14 protein-coding genes and 1 tRNA gene are annotated in these 19,727 nt (G+C 62.5%); 9 read left to right on the top strand and 6 right to left on the bottom strand.

The features are described from left to right. Positions 1–989 precede the first annotated feature (989 nt). The 3 genes from Pan44_RS06620 (at position 990) to Pan44_RS06610 (ending at position 3,428) form a co-directional block, all read left to right on the top strand. Complete coding sequence (locus Pan44_RS06620) at positions 990–1,343, top strand: hypothetical protein (protein WP_197453906.1); 354 nt, start codon at positions 990–992, stop codon at positions 1,341–1,343. A gap of 78 nt (positions 1,344–1,421) precedes the next feature. Next, positions 1,422–1,829, top strand: coding sequence for a low affinity iron permease family protein (locus tag Pan44_RS06615; RefSeq protein ID WP_145028476.1), 408 nt, complete (start codon positions 1,422–1,424; stop codon positions 1,827–1,829). 258 nt (positions 1,830–2,087) lie between these two features. Beyond that, positions 2,088–3,428: a DUF1501 domain-containing protein gene (locus Pan44_RS06610; protein WP_145028474.1), complete on the top strand. Its 1,341-nt coding sequence runs from the start codon at positions 2,088–2,090 to the stop codon at positions 3,426–3,428. A 10-nt stretch (positions 3,429–3,438) separates the two neighbouring features. Here the strand turns inward: Pan44_RS06610 and Pan44_RS06605 are convergent, their stop codons facing one another. Beyond that, entirely contained in the window at positions 3,439–4,065 is a 627-nt protein-coding gene (locus tag Pan44_RS06605; protein WP_145028472.1) for an acetyltransferase, read from the bottom strand. A 192-nt stretch (positions 4,066–4,257) separates the two neighbouring features. Between Pan44_RS06605 and Pan44_RS06600 the strand changes: the two genes are divergently transcribed. Together Pan44_RS06600 and Pan44_RS06595 are read left to right on the top strand one after the other, a co-directional pair. Further along, positions 4,258–4,342: transfer RNA gene (locus Pan44_RS06600), tRNA-Leu, on the top strand. Between the two features lie 75 nt (positions 4,343–4,417). Further along, positions 4,418–5,629, top strand: coding sequence for an MFS transporter (locus tag Pan44_RS06595; RefSeq protein WP_145028470.1), 1,212 nt, complete (start codon positions 4,418–4,420; stop codon positions 5,627–5,629). Between the two features lie 34 nt (positions 5,630–5,663). Here the strand turns inward: Pan44_RS06595 and Pan44_RS06590 are convergent, their stop codons facing one another. Then, positions 5,664–6,626, bottom strand: coding sequence for an FHA domain-containing protein (locus Pan44_RS06590; protein ID WP_197453905.1), 963 nt, complete (start codon positions 6,624–6,626; stop codon positions 5,664–5,666). 338 nt (positions 6,627–6,964) lie between these two features. On the opposite strand from Pan44_RS06590, the gene Pan44_RS06585 reads away from it, so the two are divergent. Then, positions 6,965–8,107 (top strand): serine/threonine-protein kinase, encoded by a 1,143-nt coding sequence (locus tag Pan44_RS06585; RefSeq protein WP_197453904.1) that lies wholly within the window; start codon positions 6,965–6,967, stop codon positions 8,105–8,107. Positions 8,108–8,380: 273 nt separating this feature from the next. Continuing rightward, positions 8,381–9,385, top strand: a complete 1,005-nt coding sequence (locus Pan44_RS06580) for a hypothetical protein (RefSeq protein WP_145028464.1) — start codon at positions 8,381–8,383, stop codon at positions 9,383–9,385. A 58-nt stretch (positions 9,386–9,443) separates the two neighbouring features. On the opposite strand, the gene Pan44_RS06575 is transcribed toward Pan44_RS06580, so the two are convergent. Continuing rightward, positions 9,444–11,543 carry a spermidine synthase gene (locus tag Pan44_RS06575; RefSeq protein ID WP_145028462.1) on the bottom strand — a complete coding sequence of 700 codons (2,100 nt, stop codon included), beginning with the start codon at positions 11,541–11,543 and terminating at the stop codon, positions 9,444–9,446. 138 nt (positions 11,544–11,681) lie between these two features. Then, positions 11,682–13,601: a metallophosphoesterase family protein gene (locus tag Pan44_RS06570; RefSeq protein WP_145028460.1), complete on the bottom strand. Its 1,920-nt coding sequence runs from the start codon at positions 13,599–13,601 to the stop codon at positions 11,682–11,684. A gap of 395 nt (positions 13,602–13,996) precedes the next feature. On the opposite strand from Pan44_RS06570, the gene Pan44_RS06565 reads away from it, so the two are divergent. Further along, positions 13,997–15,109, top strand: coding sequence for a redoxin domain-containing protein (locus Pan44_RS06565; RefSeq protein WP_145028458.1), 1,113 nt, complete (start codon positions 13,997–13,999; stop codon positions 15,107–15,109). Positions 15,110–15,189: 80 nt separating this feature from the next. On the opposite strand, the gene Pan44_RS06560 is transcribed toward Pan44_RS06565, so the two are convergent. Beyond that, positions 15,190–16,167 carry an alpha/beta hydrolase gene (locus Pan44_RS06560; RefSeq protein WP_145028456.1) on the bottom strand — a complete coding sequence of 326 codons (978 nt, stop codon included), beginning with the start codon at positions 16,165–16,167 and terminating at the stop codon, positions 15,190–15,192. Between the two features lie 1,005 nt (positions 16,168–17,172). Here Pan44_RS06560 and Pan44_RS06555 point away from each other — a divergent pair. Continuing rightward, positions 17,173–18,048, top strand: a complete 876-nt coding sequence (locus Pan44_RS06555; RefSeq protein WP_231754240.1) for an alpha/beta hydrolase — start codon at positions 17,173–17,175, stop codon at positions 18,046–18,048. Here the strand turns inward: Pan44_RS06555 and Pan44_RS06550 are convergent. Continuing rightward, positions 18,027–19,640: a hypothetical protein gene (locus Pan44_RS06550; protein ID WP_231754239.1), complete on the bottom strand. Its 1,614-nt coding sequence runs from the start codon at positions 19,638–19,640 to the stop codon at positions 18,027–18,029. The two genes, Pan44_RS06555 and Pan44_RS06550, sit on opposite strands and share 22 nt — an antisense overlap. Positions 19,641–19,727 lie beyond the last annotated feature (87 nt).

Genomic DNA, 19,727 nt, shown 5'->3' with positions numbered 1-19,727 from the left:
CTTTCCGCCAGTTGCCCCTGGAAGCCAACTCGAACAAGGCAAACGCTCTGTCCTCGAACCCCATTGCGACGAAACCGCTTTCGCCGGCCTTCTTTACCTCCTGTTCCACCGCAAGTCCCTGAGGAACGCATCCAAGGCGCGCAGGGACCGGGGGGCGGATCTGTTTTCTTGGCCTCTTCTCCCCGAAGAATCGGTGACATTTTGACTTGCGACTGATTCCAGGTGGCTCGGCCCATGATCGCCTCCGATGGATGTGTCTGGTCTCTCCATCTGACTGAGACGGTTGCGCCGGGGAGCAGCGGCGGACGATGACGTGCGGGGCAGGCGGTCACTCCACCCGGTCCGGGGCCTCTCGCCAGGGCGAGTCACTTTTTCACAAGAGGTCGTCTCTCGAAACCGCAGGTCATGTTGCGGCAAAGACGAACTGGCCCATCGTGAACAAGTGACCAGACGTGTGCGGAACTCGCAGGCGCGCGCGGGGATTCGGAAAACTGCGGAAGTGTTCGACGCCGAGGGGGGCAAGGAGGGCGCGTTGTGTGGGTGGTCCTGTACTCCTCGCCCTCTTTCCCTGCGGAAGTTCAGTGGAAGGATCGGGAGAGCGTGGGTGGTGCGGACATGGAGCCGGCCAGGCCGGGGTGTGAGACGACAGGTTGATCGTGGTTGGGTTCATGGTGTCCTCCACCATGACGGGGGCGGTTGCGCGGGGGGGCCCGGTACTCGGTACTCGGGAGTGCTTTGGCGGGGGAATTTGGGGCGGGGTGAGTCACTTTTTCACAGTCGGTTGTCTCTTGTCACCGCAAGTCATTTTGCGGCAACGACGCAAGCGAACGACGAATTGGCCCATCCTGAAACGGTGAGCAGACCTGGGCCACTCGCCGGCGGGCATGACATTTCGGCCAAACGTGCTAGATTACAGGGCTTGATTCAATCAGCCGGCCGTTCCTGTCTCGCGATGTTCGAGAGGGAGCTGCCCAGTCACAGGGATTTCCATGGCACGCAAAGTTTCCAGCCGTCTTTCCAAGCGCCGTGAAGCGGAGGCCGCAGACGCCCGTCCGGCCGCAGCGAAGAAGACCAAGGGCGCCACCGCGAAGAAGGCGACGACTCGCAAGAAAACGAAGGCCCCCGAGCGGAAGCGCCTGATCTGGGGTGTTTTCAGCGGCACGATGAAGGAAGAAGCCCGCTTCCCGTACGACCAGCGGGCGGCGGCCGAAGAGCGCCTGGAACAGCTCCGTTCCAAGGGCAAGAAGATGTACTTCATCCAGCCGATCAAGGAACTGGTCACCGCGGCCACGAGCGCCGCGGCCGCCCCGGGGGCTGCAGACGCCGCCGAAGCCGAAGAATGAGCCTGAACAGGCTCGAATGATCACGCAGCCGGCGAATTTGCCGGCTGTTTTCATTTCCCCGGTCGGCTGGAAGACGCCATGCATCGTCACTCCCTGTTCAACCGGATGACCAAATGGGCCGCCAAGGCAGCGGGCCATCCGGTCGCGTTTTGCGCGGCCGTCGCCCTCGTGATCGGCTGGGCGTTGACCGGGCCGCTCTTCGGATTCAGCGAGACCTGGCAGCTCGTCATCAACACCGGAACGACGATCGTCACGTTCCTGATGGTGTTCCTGATCCAGAGCGCCCAGAACCGCGACAGCGCGGCCGTGCAGATCAAGCTCGATGAACTGATCCGCGCGATGGAGGGAGCGCGGAACACCCTCCTGGATCTCGAAGAGCTGGATGAAAAAGATCTCGAAAAATTGCGGGCCCGGTTCGAGGCCCTGGCGGAGGCTGACCGTTGCAAAACGCAACAGTCATCGCGTAACCCGGCCGCTCCGGAGTGATTGGGGCGATTTTACGGGCGGCCGTGTCCCAATCTGAAGCAGGCCAATTCGCCCCATCCGGAAGAACCTAACTCTCGGCAGGGCTAATCTTTGAGTTCTGTTGGCAACGGGGCCGACTGAATGCCGAATTGACCCGTAGAGTCGCATCGCCATAGATTGCAGTGAGAGAAGGACTCTCAGCCTCGAATCGTCGCAAAACGTAACGGCGCGCAGAAATTTGCGCCGGGCGACGAATCGACGCTCCAGAAGGACTTGGCCATGTTGACGATGTTCGGCAAGCGGACGCCGATGTGCGATCGGCTGTCCCGCAGGCAGTTTCTTTCGATCGGCGGTCTCGCGCTCGGCGGACTGGCCCTCCCGCAGTTTCTTCGCGCGGAAGGGAGCTCCGGCGTGAACGGTCACGGCAAGGGGGTCATCATGATCTACCTTCCCGGAGGCCCTCCGCACCTCGATATGTGGGACCCCAAGCCCACAGCGCCCGCTGAGATCCGCGGCGAATTCGAGTCGATCGCCACGAAGGTCCCCGGCCTCGAAATCTCCGAAATGTTTCCCCGGATGGCCTCGATGGCCGACCGGATGACGTTCATTCGCTCGATCGTCGGCGCCAGCGGCGAACACTACGCCTTCCAGTGCCTCACGGGGCACACCACCCAGAACCAACCCGCTGGCGGACGTCCTGCCCTGGGTTCGGTGCTCTCCCGCGTCTACGGCTCGCGAGACCCGGCCGTCCCCGCTTACGTCGGCCTTTCGCCGAAGATGGGGCATATGCCCTGGGCCGATAATGGCCAGCCCGGATTCCTCGGCGTGGCCCACGCTCCGTTCATGCCCCAGGGAGAGGGGAAGGACGACATGGTCCTGAAAGGGATCACGCTCGACCGTCTGAATGACCGCAAGCAGGTTCTGGCGTCGTTCGATCGTTTCCGACGTGATGTCGATGCGAAGGGGCAGATGGAGGGCCTCGATGCGTTCAGTCAGCAGGCGTTCGGAATCCTGACGTCGAGCAAGCTCGCCGATGCGCTCAACGTCGAACTGGAGGACCCCCAGCTCAGGGACCGGTATGGCCGCGGGTTCAACGTGAACCGTGACGACGGCGGCCCGCGGCTTCTCGACAACTTTCTTGTGGCGCGTCGGCTCATCGAGGCCGGCGCCCGCTGCGTGACTCTTTCTTTCAGCCGCTGGGACTGGCACAACAACAATTTCGGCCAGGCCCGCGAAGACATGCCGATGCTCGACCAGGCCGTCACGGCGCTGCTCGAAGACCTCGAGATGCGCGGCATGCTCAACGATGTCTCGGTCGTGGTGTGGGGCGAATTCGGCCGCACCCCGAAGATCAATAACGAAGGGGGCCGCGACCACTGGCCGCAGGTCTCGACGGCCCTCCTCGCCGGCGGCGGAATGCGGCATGGCCAGGTGATCGGCGCGACGAATCGGCTTGGCGAATACGCGACGGAACGCCCCGTTCATTTCCAGGAAGTCTTCGCGACGCTGTACAAGGCGCTTGGTATCGACGTCGAGACGACGACCTTCGAAGACCTGCAGGGACGACCGCAGTTCCTCGTGGACCACGCGAAATACGGTCCGATGAAGGAGCTGGTTTAAGCGGCAGCATCTACCGGTTCCGCTGGATCCGCGCGGGAACACCGTAGGCGATTGCCCCATCAGGCAGATCCTCCACGACGACCGATCCGGCCCCGATGACGCAGTCGCGGCCGATGCGGATCCCCGGCTTCACCACCGAGCCGATGCCGATCAGCGTGCGTTCACCGACGGTGACGTTCCCCGCGAGATGCACCCCCGGAGCCAGGTGCACTCCGTCGCCGATCACGCAGTCGTGATCGACGGTCGCCCCGGTGTTGATGATGACCGCGGTTCCGAGCCGGGCGTCGGGATTGAGGACCGCCCCCGCGATCACCTGCGTGCCCGGTCCGACCTGGGCCGAGGACGCGACAATGGCCCGTGGATGCACCAGCACCGGGGCCGGGCACCCGAGATCCAGAAGTTCCGTCGCCCGCCGCAACCGCGCCGCGCAGTCTCCAATGCCGAGCGCAATGGCCGGCATGCTGCCCTGGAAGACCTGGTTCGCATCCAGGATCTGCGAACCAAAAAACGCTTCGCCGGCTCTCTCCGGGTGGAGGTCGTCGACGAACCCGGCCACCGTCCAGCCCGCGCTGCGGGCGACATCGGCGACCACCTTCGCGTGTCCTCCCGCGCCGCAGATCACCAGCGATTTCGTCATGAAAGCCTGCAGTCTCCGGAGGTCGGCTCGAACATACGGGTTACAAAGTACGCTCCTTGCGCGGTCGTGGTCTACCGAGGGCATCGTCGCGGCATGACCAACGTTGACTCCGGCAGTCGACGGCGTAAACTGGCGTCCCGTCAGGGGAAACTGCGAGTTTTTCCAGACAACAGAGGGCGAAGAGGCCTTCAAGCCGAAGTGGCGGAACTGGCAGACGCGCCGGATTCAAAATCCGGTGTCCCCAAAAGACGTGTGGGTTCGAGTCCCACCTTCGGCACTGTGAGATTGAGTGAGTCAAACGCTTTGAGTCGCCCCTTGTTCCCCGGCGCCGGGCTGTAAGAATCCCCGGGTCATGCAGAATCATCAGGCGACGGAACGTGCGCGGACGCCTCCGCTGCTGCTGATCATTCTGGCGTATACCGGGTTTGTCAGTCTTGGGCTGCCGGATGCCGTGATCGGCGTGGCCTGGCCGTCCGTTCGCGATCGTTTCGGATTGCAGCAGGGAACCGTTGGCTTCCTCTTCATCGCCACGAGCGCCAGCTATTTCGTTTCCAGCTTCTTCGCCGGACGCCTGACCCGTCGTCTTGGAATCGGACTCCTGCTGGCTGCAAGCACAGGGCTGGTCGCGAGCGCCATGTTTGGCTTCGCCGTGGCGCCGGCGTGGTTGTTGTTCCTGAGTTCGGCGCTACTGCATGGACTTGGCTCAGGCGCGATTGACGCGGGCCTGAACGGGTATGCGGCGCACTCGCTCTCCGCGCGCCATATGAACTGGCTGCACGCCTGCTATTGCCTCGGGGCAATGCTGGGGCCGTTTCTGATGACGGCCGTTCTCAGCGGCGGCCGCCCATATCAGCTGGGGTACATCGTGGTCGGATCCACTTTGGGGACGCTGGCGCTCCTGTTTCTCATGACTCGCGAGAAATGGGGGACGGCGAAGGCTGAAGACCATCCTCACGACGCCGTCAGTTCCTGGTCGGCGTTGAGCAACCTGAGTGTGCTGATGTCGATGGCGGTGTTCTTCCTGAACACCGGCCTGGAAGCCACGTTCTCCCAATGGACCTACACCGTTCTGACCGAGTCTCGCCGTGTCGATCCGGCCGTGGCCGGCGTGGCGGTCGGATTGTTCTGGGGATTTCTCGGGATGGGACGCGTGGTTTTCGGACTGGTGGCCGATCGCCTTGGGATTGATCGGCTGCTTCGCTGGAGCCTGACGGGGGCAGCCATCGGCGCTGTCGTGTTCGCGTTGCCTCTCGGGGCCGGCGGGGCCTACTTCGGCCTGGCGCTGGGGGGATTGGGGCTGGCTCCTGTCTTTCCGTGCCTGATGACCCGGACCCCTCAGCGCCTGGGAACCCGGCTGTCCGCGCATGCAGTCGGATTTCAGGTCGGTGCAGCGATGATCGGCGCTGCGGCGGTGCCGGGCGTAGTCGGCTTCATTGCGCAGACGCTTGGCCTGGCCGTCGTGCCGGCAGCGATCATCGGGATCGCCGGGGCCGATCTGCTGTGCCATGAACTGCTGGTGCGGCGAACAGGGCTTGCGTCGGCGGCTCCGTCTCCGGTTTCGTAAGAGTCCTCAACCGCGAAATCCACCGACGTCGTGATTACGGCGTGGCCACAAGCGTTTCGAGCAGCTCACGGAGTTCCCGGTCGCTGTTTTTTCCACGGCCAGTCTGCCGGCCGGTCAGGCCGTTGAGGTTGCGCGGATTCGTGGCGTCCCAGGAGTTCAGAAGGTCGAGGACCCGGAGATACTGCCTCCGCTCTTCGCGGAAACGCCCCTGGGAATGTTCCACGGCGGCCTGGCGGAGGAGCTTCTGATACGGGGTGAGATCGGCCCCGTCCTTGCCGTAGAAGCCGGTCAACGCCTCGCGGGCGGCACGGGTGGAATGTCCGGCCGGGGCTCCGGTCTGGGGAGTCCACAGCATCAGAGCGAGCGAGAGGATGCCACTGGCGACGACGGCGACGATGGCCAACCAGGGACGAACACCCGCGTCCGCCTGCTGTTCCGATTCGGGGGCCGGCGTGTCGGAGAGGTGGAACTCGGGAAGCCTGCCATCCGCCCCGAGTTGAACGACGGGGGCTCCTTCGGCATCCACCGAGAACCGCGCAACCTGGCGCTTGCTTTCGCCCTTCTTGCGGCGGCGGCGAGCCGTGGAGGAGGAACCATCTTTCGGTGCGGGAGGAGCGGCTCCGGCCGGTTCGGGCGCCGCGGGGGTGGCATCGGGGGCGAGATCCAGTTCGGTCGTCACGCCGTTCCCATTCGTCGCTGCCTCGAACCGGACGCGGGTTTCGTCCCCGAGCTGGATGTCGGCCATGGACGGGAGCCAGACCCAGCGGTCGGCCGGAACGGCCGCTCCGTCGACATGGGCGCCGCCGTCGAAGGGAGTGAAGAGTGCGAATCGACCTCCTCGGCGGGCGATGCTGGCCTGATGCCTCGCAACAGCGGGATCGGTCAGAACGATCTGGGCGTCCGCGTCGCGTCCGATGTGGGCCAGCTCCTGGACCACGTCGAACGACCGCCCCTCATCGGGGCCGGCCATGACAGTGATCCGAGCGGCGGATGACATGAACGCGCGAGAATTGTTGAAACAAACCCGGAGAGAATACGTCTTCAGACTCTATCGACCGTTCGAACCGAATGCGTCGAGGCGAACCGAACCTGGCCTGCAGGCGGGCGTCCTGTCGGCGGGCGGGGAATCGAGCGAAGACGCGACAAAGATTGTAACCGCTGGCTGAGCCGCGTGTTGTGGCATTTCGCGAAAGGGAGCCTGTTTCTGGCTTCAGTATGGACCGGGATTCAGGGATAATCATGCTCAAGATGGTGAGTCATCTTCCGACGGCCGGTTCTGATTGGTCGCCGCCAGTTCTCCCCCAGTTGCCGACGGATCGGTTTTCTTCCCATTCCATGACGGCTTGCGCACTTCCGTCTCCAGTGACACTCAATCCTTCTGCACTCGATCCGACGCTGGCATACGCGGCGTCACCGGGATCCGATTCGGCTCCGCAGGGCGACGGCCAGCAGCTGGCTGAAGAGTTCCAGCGAATGCTCCGACGCGACGACGTGTCGTGGGAGCAGACTTACACCCTGGTCGAACGACTCGGGGCGGGCGGCCAGGGGATCGTGTTCCTGGCGGACCGCTACGGGGCGTTTGATGTGAAGTTCCGTCTGGCGCTAAAGTTCTTTCGCCCGGACGGGTACGCCAGCGTCAAGGCGTACCGGGACGAGATGGGACGCCTGGCCCGGGTGGCAATGGAGCTGGCATCCGTCCAGCAGGACCACCTGCTCGATATTTTCAACGTGATCGAGCTGAAGGGAATTCACGTCCAGGCCATGGAGTGGGTCGACGGTTTCGACCTGCGCTACCTGCTCACGCCGCGCACGCTGGATGAGGCCCGGGAAGGGATGGATCCGCAGCGCTGGCAGTACATGAACGATGTGATCGTCACCAAGACGTCGTCGCAGCTCCGCCTGAAGCCGGGGGTTGCGACGGCAATCCTGCGGGAATGCCTGAGCGGGATTGCGGCCATGCATCGTTCGCAACTGACCCACGGCGATCTGAAGCCGGCGAACATCATGGTCAAGCGGACAGGCAACTGCAAAATCATCGACTTCGGCTCGGCGGCGCTGGCCGATGAACCGACGACCCGGCCTCTGTGGACTCCGCGGTACGCGGCGGTGGAAGTGCTGGAAGGAGCGGCTCATACGGCGGCATCTGACCTCGCGAGCCTGGGGTACATCTTCTACGAGATGCTTTCGGGGCAATTCCCGTTTGCCGACTGCAGCGACGGACCGGATCTCGTTCAGGCGAAGCATGATCTGGCCGAAAACCTGCCGGACCGGTTGCCACGCGACGTGGCCCAGAACGCCAACCTGCTGCACCTTCTGGGCGGGCTGATCGCTCCGGACCCGGCGAAGCGCTTCGCCACCGCCGAGGCGGCCGAATTGGCACCGAACGGGGCGGCGGCGTTCCATCGGGAACTGATCCGCTCCAACCTCGCGAGCGAGTACGAAAACGAACTCCGGCTGTGGATTTCGGAAATCGAGTGAACAGGACGAGGGGATTTCCCGTGTCCGGTGTTCCATGGGCGTAAGGTTTTCTGAATCGGCGTGATATTTACGGAAAGTCGTCGCCGAGGGTATTGTTTTTGGAACGACGCCCGGCCGGGCGTCGTCATTCTGCGGTGCGGTAGCGAGCTCTGGTGCGGCCAGGAGTTCGTCATGGGATCGGGTGCGTGCTGGGTCAGTTCTCCGAGCCGAATGTCGTTGCGCGGCGCAGCGGTACGGACGTTGCCTGCGGACCTGGATTGAGGAGGGGGCCACATGGCCTGGAGATCATCATTCAAGGCATGGCCTGCGATCCTGATCGCAGCGGTCGCTTCGTTCCTCGCGGGCTCGGCGGCCCATGGCGGAAGCATGACATTCCTGGCCCCGCGCGAGGGAATGGTGCGTCACAATGGCGCGCTCATCCGCGGAGCGATCACGCTGATCACCGCCGACCAGGTCGTCGTCACTCCGCGGGGCGGGGCAGAAACCAGCTACGAAATGTCTGGCGTCACGATGATTTCGGCCGCAGACAACTCCTTCAAGTACTACCCCGCGCAGGAGACGTTCGACGAGTTTCTGGCGAAGTCGAGCAAACTGCAGGGAGTCACGATTGTTCGCGACGCGCCGGAAGTTGGATCGGCGGCGAAGACGAAGAATGTGGCGGGCGCTTCGGATGGGTATGCCAGGATGATCGGCATGCAGCCTGCCGCGACGTCTCAGGTGACCTCGTCAGGCGGCGGCTTTGCACAATCGGGCGGGTTTGCGGGAGCGAGCCAGCAGCCGAAGGCCCTGGCGAAATTCGATGCCCCTTCAATTCCGGAACTCGATGCGGATGCGGTGGCCGCGATGGAACGGGAACGAAGTGCAGCAGGGAACGATTCCGCGGTCACTGCGGTCCCGCCCACCGGGCAGACGCCCGGATCGGCGGGCGAAGAGGTCTTGATCTGCTCCAATCCTGCGTGCGGCAAAGAGGTGCGGGGCGCGAAGTATGGCGGGACCTGTCCACACTGCGGAATCGTCTGGGCCCAGCAGCCCGCGGCCGAGATCGCGACGTCGATTCCGCCTGGCAGCTCGACACCGGTGACCAATCCGGCGAATCCGTTTGCGACGCCGGCTGCTACGCCATTTACCGTGCCGGTCACGCCCGCGCCGGCCACAACAATTCCAGCCGTCGCGGCTCAACCGCAGGGATTCTCTCTCGAGACGATGCCGTGGTGGGGCAAACTGCTGGCATTCGGCGCATCGATCATGGTGCTGATGTTCGTCATGGGGCGACGCTGAAGGCCCGTCTGGCCTCGCATCCTCGACGGCGGGCGTCAACTCCTCTCGGGCAGGCCTGTCATCCCCTCTTCAGGACCGAAAGCAGGTCGCTGAAGTCGTCGCTCCACAAGTGCTGAGCGTCCGTCCTGGGGCTCGAGGGGAATGGCTCTCCCTGGATGTCGGCGAGCTGGGATCTGTCGCGGCTGAGAACCATGTAGCAGGTGCGTTCCTGCCTTGCTTTGGCATCCTGAGTCGTCTCGACGCGAACTCCCGTCAGTCCGGAATGATCGGCCAGAGCGAGGACGACGGGATCGAGCGTGAGGTACGTATTGGTGATGTGAACGACGATGACGCCATCCGGGTTGAGGTGCCTGAGATAGATGTCGAAGGCTTCTTTGGTCAGGAGGTGGGCCGGAACCGCGTCGCCGCTGAACGCGTCGAGCACCAGGACGTCGAAATGCTGTGGCTCTTCGCGTTCGAGGACCAGGCGTGCATCGCCAATGATCGTTTCCTCCTGGCCGAGGCAATCTCCGAGGTAGGTGAAGTATTCGCGGGCCGCGACGTCGACGATCGGATTGATTTCGTAGAACCGGTAGACGTGCCCTGGCTCGGCAAACGTCGCGAGTGTTCCGACACCCAGGCCCACGACGCCGACCTTCAGGCCCGGCCGCTGCTTCCGCGCATTGAGCACCTGCCCGACGCCCGTGTTGGCGCCGTAGTAGGCCAGGGGGGCGCGTCGTCGATTCTCGTCGAGGTACTGCCGGCCGTGTTGAATTCCGCCGTTGATCATCATCCGGACGGCGTCGTCGCCTGCCGATGGCGGTTCGTCGCTGACGGTGACGACTCCGTAAAAGTTGCGCTCGGCGAAGATCGCAGGCCGGCGGTTGAGGGACGACTGTGCGATCTGGATGAGGACGAGGCCGCCGGTGATCATGGCAATCGCCGATCGCCCCATCCATTGGCCGCTCGTTTCCGTTCCGGCCGGCTTGAATTCGTCCCACACGGCGAGCAGAGCGACAAGGACACAGGTCGCAATCCCCAGGGGCCATTCCCAGAATGCGTCGAAAACGGCCGGCGCGACCAAGCTGACAAACAGTCCCCCGAGAGCGCCGCCGGCGGACATGAACAGGTAGAACTCGGTCAATCGCGCGGGGGGAGGCGCCCGCCGGACGAGTTCCCCGTGGCAGACCATGCAGCCCAGGCACAGGGTGCCGAAGGAGAGGATCACCAGGGGAACGATGCCGAGCCGTGTTTGAAACGTCTGTTCGATCACGTGCGACGATTCGGTCGCCAGAAGCCACATGACGGCCAGTGCAGCGACCCATTTCCGGGCATACCACTGCGGGCGGTCGAAGCAGATGATGAACGTGAGGAGATAGAGGGCCAGCGGGATGACCCACAGAAAGGGAAACACGGCAACGTCCTGGCAGACGTGATTGGTCGTTGCGAGCAGCAGGACTGATCCGAGCATCGACAGGCCGAGCCACGACGCGCGGTTCAGCCAGGTGACCGTGGGGAGCGGCCCGACGACGTTCTCCTGCTGCCGGGCCTGCCTTCGACTCTGGGCAACGACGAAGGCCGTCACAGCGCAGCATCCCGCAAAGACTCCAAAGCCGAGGGACCAGAGGTTCGCCTGGGTTCGCAGTCGCCAACTCGGTTCGACAAGCAGCGGATACGTGAGCAGGCCGGCGAGCGATCCGGCGTTGGACAGTGCGTAGAGGCGGTAAGGTGAGCCGTCCGCCTTCCAGGCGTGATACCAGGCCTGGAGGAGCGGGCCGGTTGCGGAGAGGGCGAGGTACGGAAGGCCGACGGTGAACGCCAGGAGCGCGAAGATCACGCCGGTGGGGTTCTCGGCGTCCCGTCCCTTCCAGGATTCGTCAGGAACAATCGGCAGCAGGAGGCACGCCGTGGCGAGCAATCCCACGTGCAGGCCGGCCTGCGCCGTCGTCGGCAGGAAGCGGACGACGCCGTGGGCGTACGCGTAACCTGCAAAGAGCGTGACCTGAAAGAACAGCATCGCCGTCGTCCAGACGGCCGGGCTCCCGCCAAACCACGGGAGGATGTACTTGCCAAGGAGCGGCTGGACCTGGAACAACAGGAACGCGCTGAGGAGCACGGTGGTGGCAAAAAAGAACCGCCCGATGGTCGACGATCCGTGGCCCGAGGTGTCAGCAGTCATGTTGCAAACCGTCCGTGGTCGCTGGTCGCGCGAAATGCGACTCACCAATGAGGCGAACCATAGCACGGTGGTGTGACACCCGGCGACAGCAGTCGAATTGCCGGTCGGTTGAGGCCGTGGACATGCCCTGGCAGCAGTTCACGCCAGTTTGATGAGGTGAATCCGGTCTTCCCGGTTCCAGGGACGCGATTGCATCGCCGGAAGAGTCACTTCCGGCGTATCGAGGCCGACTGAGACGATGAACGAGCCGTCGGAGAACACCGGCGGCCTGAATTCACGGCCCACGATCCTCCGCGAGTAGAGGACCTCGCCCGTCGTTTCTTCGATCACCCGGACGACCGGATTGTCGATATCGAAGTGGAGCGGCGGCAGCCACGCGGTCGGCTTGCGGCCGTCGTTCGCCGCCATGGCCACTGTTTGTGGCCAACCGGCGAACTGGGCCTTGTCGCCTTCCTTCGCGTCGGAGAATCGCGGCCAACACTCGTAGGTGATCGTTTGCTTCTTCTTGTTGAAGCGAACGAGCCCGTAGCCGTCGGCCCGTTGCTTCTCATCGGCGATCTTCGGTGGATTGGCGTATGCGAGCATCGAGATCCGGTTTCCGAGACCGTCCAGAAAATCGCCCGTCCATGGAAGCGGACTGCTCGGAACCGGATTCGGGCCAGGCTGTTCATTCTCAGGGTGCCACCAGCGCCCGTAGATCGTGTTGACGAGAGCGGGACTCGTAAATGCGTAGGGGCCATCGCCGAACTCGTCGATGCCGTGCTTCACCAGGACCGTCAGATGCTGGTCACCGCACAGATGCGTCGCTCCCGCGCGACGGATCAGCTTCAATGCCCGGTTCCGGGGCGTCTGCGGCCATCCGTTGCAGTCGAGATCCGCCAGCAGCCGCTGGTCTTCTTTCCCGTGCATGTGGACAGCGCCGCAGAAGGCCGTCTGGGAGAGAACGCACTTGACGTCCGCGCCGGTCCAATCGGCAGTCCAGTCTTCGAGGAATTTTTCCTGCCGTTTGCCGAGCAGTTCCAGCCCCGGAAGGTCGATCGATTTCGGATCGTATTTCGGGTCGTTGATGTGATCGGGGCGGGGACCCATCTGCGGAATCTTCCCGGCCGGGCCGCTCTTGAACTTGCGGTCTTCGAGGATCGCGAAGTCGACTCCGCCGACGCGGAGTCGCGTGAAGTACACGGTGATCCCCTGTTCAACCGGCGCGGGGTCGACGGGATCGGGCAGGTGCCACGACTGGTGTCGCTGCACGAGGTTCACGTACTCCGCGGGGAACATGTATCCGCCATCGGCGTTGCCGGCAATCTTCGAGACCTTGCCATTCTCCCCCCAGAGGTTGGGGTGGCCAACGTCGTGGTCATCGGGAATGCAGATCGTTGGCCGATCCCGAAGGATGTCACGGAACTGCAGTCCGAACTCGATCCAGCCGGCCGTGTGCTCGGTGTGGCGGTATGTCTGGTCGCCGGCGAAGAAGAGGAGGTCGGGGTTCTGCAGTGTGATGTTGTCAATGATTTCCGGCCGGAGACCCGTCGTGCGGCTCGAATTGCACGACATGTTGGCGACGACGATCTCGTCCTTGTCTTTCGGATCGCGGCGGATGAGGCCTTCGAACATGGCGTTGGCGCCGTGACGGACGCGGTAAGGAACGTCCTTCGTGTTGTCCCACATCTCGATCCGGAAGTGCGACGACCAGCCGGGATAGAGGACCTCCTGCCGGGCGACCTCTTTCCATTCGTCTCCGTGTTTGAGTTCGAGCCGGGCCATGCGTTCTTCACCCGGTTTCAGGGGGAACAGCTGGGCCGTCATTTTGAGCACGCCGTTGTCGTGCGTGTACACGGCGAAGGCGACCACCTCGTCACGGGGAACATCCAGCGACGGCGGTGGATTGCGCGGCGGCTGCCGTTTCGTCCACCATTCACCCACCGCGAGGGAGTCGAGATTCGGGTTGGCTTCGCCGAAGGGACGTGGGGCGAGCGCCTGGGCACGGGCCTGGCCGGGGCGGATGAGCGACAGCGCAAACGCGGCGAGCGAACGGAGGAGAGCGGAGCGGCGGTTCATCCGATTTCACCTGATGGCGAGGGGCAAGTGATCACTGTCATGGAGAAAGTTGAACAACTCTCCGGAATCGTTTGAACTCTGCCTGCCAGTTCAACGGCTTTTCTTTCGGACAACTCTCGCGCACCTGGCAACGACTCACTTCGATCATGACCGACCGCGGCCCGATGACCGGCGTCCATGAACGCATGGTCGTCATGCTGGCGCAGGCCCGTGATCCTCGATGTGTCAGAGATCGCCGCCCTGCGCGGCGATCTGGAACGTGAGCGGGGCGGGGCCCAGGCCTGATCGGAGTGGGATAGCGTTTTGGAGCAGCGATTCACACAATTTGTCTGAATCTTCGGACGATGCGGTGATGGCTATCCGCGTCGTCGGTCACTTTCGACAGGGATGGGATCATGGCGACACGATTCTGGCGGACGGCTTTCACTCTCCTGTTTTCTGCGGCCTGTACGTTTCCGCTCGCGGCGCAGCAGGATCTCGAGCTTCCGAAGCTCGAAAAGGCTCCATCACCGGATGAAGGACCACGGCTCGACATCGGCTCTCCGGCGCCGGCGCTCGCCATCAGCGACTGGGTGAAGGGGGAGAAAGTCGACGGATTCAAGCCGGGGCAGGTTTATGTCGTCGAGTTCTGGGCGACATGGTGCGGGCCGTGCCTGGCCACCATGCCTCACCTGGCCGAGCTGCAGACGAAGTACGGCGACAAGGCGCAGATGATCGGCGTGAGCACGGAAGAGACCTCCAAGGTGGCGGACTTCCTGAAGGACGAGCAGAAGGAAGGGGTCACCTGGGACGCGACCATCACGTACCGGCTGGCGATGGACGTTGATGGGAAAACCAACGAAGCCTACATGTCGGCCGCGGGCGAGCGGGGAATTCCGACGGCGTTCATCGTGGGAAGGGAAGGGGTGGTTGAATGGATCGGCCACCCCGCACGGATGGATGAGCCGCTGGCGAAAGTTGTCGATGGCACGTGGGACCGGACCGTCGCCCGGAAAGAACGGGAAGAGGCGCGGCAGCAGATGCTGGCGATGATGAAGGCGCAGCGGGAGATTCGTCAGGCTCTGGCTTCCGACAACATCGATGCGGCCATCAAAGCGGTGGATGACCTGATGGCCAGCCAGCCGAAGGCGCTCCAGGTCGGATTGGTCAAACTCCAGCTGCTGGGCAACCGCGAGAACATGGATGAGGCGAACCAGTATGCGGACATGCTGGCGACGAAGACGTTCCGGGATTCGCCGCAACTGCTGAACGATCTGAGCTGGGGAATCGCGGCTGAACAGACTTATCCGGGAACCCTCGACACGGCGCTCAAGGCCGCGAAGCGGGCGGTGGAACTGACGATGGAAAAGGACGGGGCGGTGATGGATACGCTGGCCCGGGTTTACTTCGAGCAGGGGAACCTGGACGAAGCGATTGCGTGGTCGAAGAAGGCCGTGGCCGCGGCCGAGCATCCGGAGATCGTGGAGGCGCTGAAGCGGTATGAAGCGGCGAAGGCTGAAATGAAATAGCGGCGATGGTGCTGCCTGGCTGCATTCAGAAGCCCGGCCGCCGGTGCGGCCGGGCTTCTTTTGTCATCAGCGACCGACGACTACTTTCCGGGGACGTTGAAGCTGCGTTCGGTCTTGTCGTGGACATCCGTTGAGACGGCGTGGTCGCGCCAGAGCCAGCGCATCATGTCGGGGAAGATGGCTCCTCCCTGCTTCTGTCCGTGGAGGCCGATGCCCCAGGTGTAGTTGATGTCGTAGCCCCTGGCGGTCATGACTTCGACCAGCTCAACGTTCTGCTTGAACCAGTCCCACTTCTCATCATATTTGCCCTGGCGGATGCCGCGGTTGTCGTTGCGGCCGTCCTGGAAGTAGACGCGGAGGGGCTTCTTTTCACTCGCCTTGATGACGTCCTTGTAGGTGTGGCCGTTCCGGATGTTGGTGAAGCTGCCGACGATGCTGAGGACCTTGCGGAACTCGTCCGGACGTTCCCAGGCGACGGTGAAGGCGGCGATGGCGCCGGAGCTGGCGCCGCCGATGCCGCGGTGTTCCGGGTTGTCGGAGATGTTGTACTTCTTCTTGAGCTCAGGAAGCAGCTCGTCGCAGATGATGCGGGCGTACCTGTCGTCCAGCGTGTTGTATTCCACGCCGCGGTTGGTCTTCCCGTCGCCCCAGCCCTGATCGGGCGGTTCGGGCTGATCGGGGGTGCGGCCGGGATTGATGAAGACGGTGATCATCACCGGGATCTCGCGGCGGAAGGTGAGGTTGTCGATCACGTTCGTGGCGCGAACCTGTCCCTCGGGATTCAGGAAGGCGTGTCCGTCCTGAAAGATCATCAGGTGGGCCGGCTTTTTCGGGTCGTACTGGGCCGGGATGTAGACGGAGTACTTCCGCTGGGTGTTGGGGTAGATGTCCGTCTTGATGAAGAACGGTCCCTCGACCTTGCCGGTGGGGACTCCCTCCTGCTTCATCGAGTCGGGGCCGAGCTTGTAGAAGGAGTCGAGTTTGGGGTCGGGCTTGTCCTGGGCGAGGAGCGCGGACGAGGCGATGACCAGGAGCGTGGCGAGCGCGCAGCGAAGCATGTAATGGCCTTTGGGGGTGAGCGAAGTGGCGTGCGGCGATTGTCGGTTTGCGTCTGGATGCCCGCAAGCAACCGACAGTCCCTCCAGGCCGCCCCGCGGCGGACTGTCCGACGCTGCCGGATCGCGAGCGAGCGAGGAGGGCGCTGATGTGGGTGGTTGCGTACTCCTTGCCCCCCTCCCCCCTCCCCCGGCGGACAGGACGGTGACTGCGTCCGGGGAGCGGTTGTCGCCGCATGCCGGCTCCGTGGGGTTTGATGTGTGCCGTGGTCGTGTTCATGCATGGTCCTCCACCATGGCGTGGGTGGTTGCGCGAAAAATGGGGGCGTTTTTTTGACGCGCGACAGGGAGGTCGGTCGCGCGTTGGGGATTGAGGTGGAACAGGACTCTCCATGAAATGCTTTCGCCCTGAAGCATGAAAGCTCGTTGATGCGAGGGACTTTTTTCAGGAGAGGAGGAAGGAGTCTTGCTGAAACGGAGCCCTTCCGCAGTGGCGGCGTATCGCACCGAGTCGAAGGGAATGGGGGCTCGGCAACGCGAAGCGGAGCTTCGCTGAGGGTGCGTGACCAAGGGGGACCTTGGTCACGAGGCTGATGGAGATCCGGGCGGAACTTGAAGGCGCGGGGCGTGTTGTGGGGAGAAGCCGGGCATTTTGGGCCTTGGACTGTCGATGGTATATCGGACCGGCGGCTAGCGCCTTGCCGCTCACTTAAGGACGCTGGGTTCCTGGTCACGACGCCCCTCAGAAGGCTCCGCGCATTTCTCGATCCGCGTGACTGGAACGTGATCTGAGAAGTACCGACTCTGTCGGGGCTCGGTGCTCCGGGCGCGGTGGGGTGTTTGGTCTGGCCCCTCTCCCCGACGCTGGCGGCAGGAGCAGGTGAGTCGAGTGCGGGGAGAGGGAGGGCGTGTTGCGATTACGGTGGCTGAATTGTGCGGCGGCTGGTCTTGCTGCATGATCGCTGCGTGAAATTGACTTCCCTGTTTCAGCCGTGGTGCGCCATGTTGATGACCGCTCGTTTTCTCGCCTGTTGTGCCGTCGCAGCCGTGGCGGCGTCTCCGCTGCAGGCGGAAGTCCGGATCGAGAAGAACATTCCGTACCTTGGCGGCGACCGGAAGGAGCTGGCCGACCTGTATCTCCCGGCCGAAGCGAAGCCGGGTGAGAAGCGTCCGGGTGTGGTGATCATTCACGGCGGCGGGTGGGTGGGGGGAGTCCGCGACGCCAAGCGTGAAATCAACATCGGAACGACACTGGCCGAGAACGGTTACGTGGGGCTGAGCATCGACTACATGCTGCAGACGAAGGAGGGGCCGAAGATCTGGCCGCAGAACGTGCACGACTGCAAGACGGCGGTCCGCTGGCTGCGGGCGCACGCGGAGAAGTATCAGATCGACGTGGAACACATCGGCGTGATCGGGGGATCGGCCGGTGGACACTTGGCAGCGATGGTGGGGGTGACGGGGGCGAAAGACGGGCTCGATCCCACGGGGCCGTATGGAGAGCAGTCGTGTGCCGTGCAGGCGGTGATCGACATGTACGGGCCGATGGCTGACAGCCTGAAGCGGATCCAGACGCTGGTCGATCCGAAGAATCCGAAGGCGGAGGAGCTGACGCGTCAGATCACGCCGCTGTCGCACCTGGACAAGAACGACCCGCCGGTGCTGATCCTGCACGGGACGGCGGACACGACGGTCGACGTGAAGGATTCGGAGGTGTTTGCGGAGGCCCTGACGAAGGCGGGTGTGGTGAATGAGCTGGTGATCATTCCGGACGCCCCGCACACGTTTCATCTGCAGCCGAAGCAGCGCGACCTGAGGCCGGTCGTGCTGGGTTTCTTCGACAAGTACCTGAGGCACCCGAGTCAACGGCCGATGGCCCTGTAAACGGGCTCGCCGTCAACCTCCCTGTCTCGATCTCTCCTAAATCCTGGCAACACCGGTGAAAGAAAGAAATCGGCATCTTCCTCACTCGCCCTTATCTCTCGTAGAACGCACTCTGCATGAAATACGGCCTGCTCACCAATACCTATGGCTCCCGTCCGCATGTTTCCATCACGATCACCAATTAGTAGCATGGCGTCTGCATACGCTTGTTCGAATCCCAATTCGTCCATCCACTCACTTGCATTTCCCTCACCAACGCTCCATCGAGTATCGTTCTCGGCAAACAATATCCTACTGCTTGCTTCCGCGAGTTGCCCATTCTGAATCAAATCTGAACCGACAACTATGATTGCAAGGTCGGTATTGCCGTCGACACTCCATCGTTGCAGCAGCGTCCGAAGAGCCTTCAGGTCCAAGTGTGACACTCTTGATGCCGGTATGAGTGCAACGACCGATGGCTGAATCCTCCCCCGGACCGGTCCCCACTCACAAGCTCGGCGACTCCATTTGACATTGTTTAGACTTGGCATGGGGCGGCCGATACAACGATGCAACGTTCTGTGCAGTCGAAGAAACTCTTCGATTCGTGATGTCGCAGTTATCACCTTTTCGACTCCATCACTTTGGCTATTCAGCGACCTCGCCTTCGTTGACAAAGTCTGGCAGGCCGCGACGATCTCCTCCGAATTCTCCCAGAAGCACGAATCTTCTTTCATCACCCGAAGCTCTGCTTTCAGCCCTTCCGCGATGATTGCGGCATCAACTTGGCGCATTAATGCATCGCCATAAGTCGCCAGAACATTTGAGTACTCTGTGGGAAGTGATTCCGGGCGACTCAATCGCACAACATTTCGGAGGAGAATGTGAATCCTGATGCACTTGAAAAATGTATCAAGTGCTTCGTCAACGTTCTTTGACTTCGTAATTTGTGCGTGCTGACGTTGGAAACCTCGTTTAAGCTGTGAAGCGTGTCGTGCCATTGAATGCTCGGCGTCCCAGTTTGCCTCGTGAACGGCACAGAATGGGACCCACTCGCGAAAGAAATGCACTGCCACTCGGACGGCGGCGTCGGATGTCTCGGCTGCAGCAAAGACATGTTCGGCAGCTTTGTCGCTGAACGCCAATGCGGAATCGAATCTCTTGTGATGAATCGCTTGTCTAAAGGCAAGGACATAAAGAGATCGTGAAGTGTTCAGTGTGTCAAATTGTTTATCAATCTCGTTCAGCAATTCGCTTAGATGTTCGTGCTTGTGTGTGTTTAGTAGGCTTATTCCAAATATTTCATAGGCGTCTGGTCGCGACGGATCTATTGAAATTGCGAGTTGAGCGAGGCGCGAGGTGTCTTTGTGTTGTCGCACGGATTCTGCCGACTTTGCTAGGGCGACAAGAGCGTCGTAATCGTGCCAATGAGATGTCTGTGGTGAACCTGCAAGCAGGAGAACTTGTAGTGCAAAGTCCCGCCGTCTTTTCGCCGATATCATTGCCTTGTCAATTCTCGCTGGGTGGCGCATCGCCTGCGAAACAGATTTGCGGTACTCCGATGTTATGCTCTCGTGGCAGGCCTTGACCAACTGCGAACTGAATTGCGACAAGTTTGCGCCCCAAATGGTGCCGACAGCGCAAACCGCAGATGACGCCAAGAGCGAGGCAAACGGTCCCATTAGCCTATCCGGAAAGTG

The organism is Caulifigura coniformis, from assembly GCF_007745175.1.
GTDB classification, from domain to species: Bacteria; Planctomycetota; Planctomycetia; order Planctomycetales; family Planctomycetaceae; genus Caulifigura; species Caulifigura coniformis.
The sequence above is the reverse complement of the archived record's forward strand: the minus strand, read 5'-3'. Positions and strand labels throughout refer to the sequence as shown.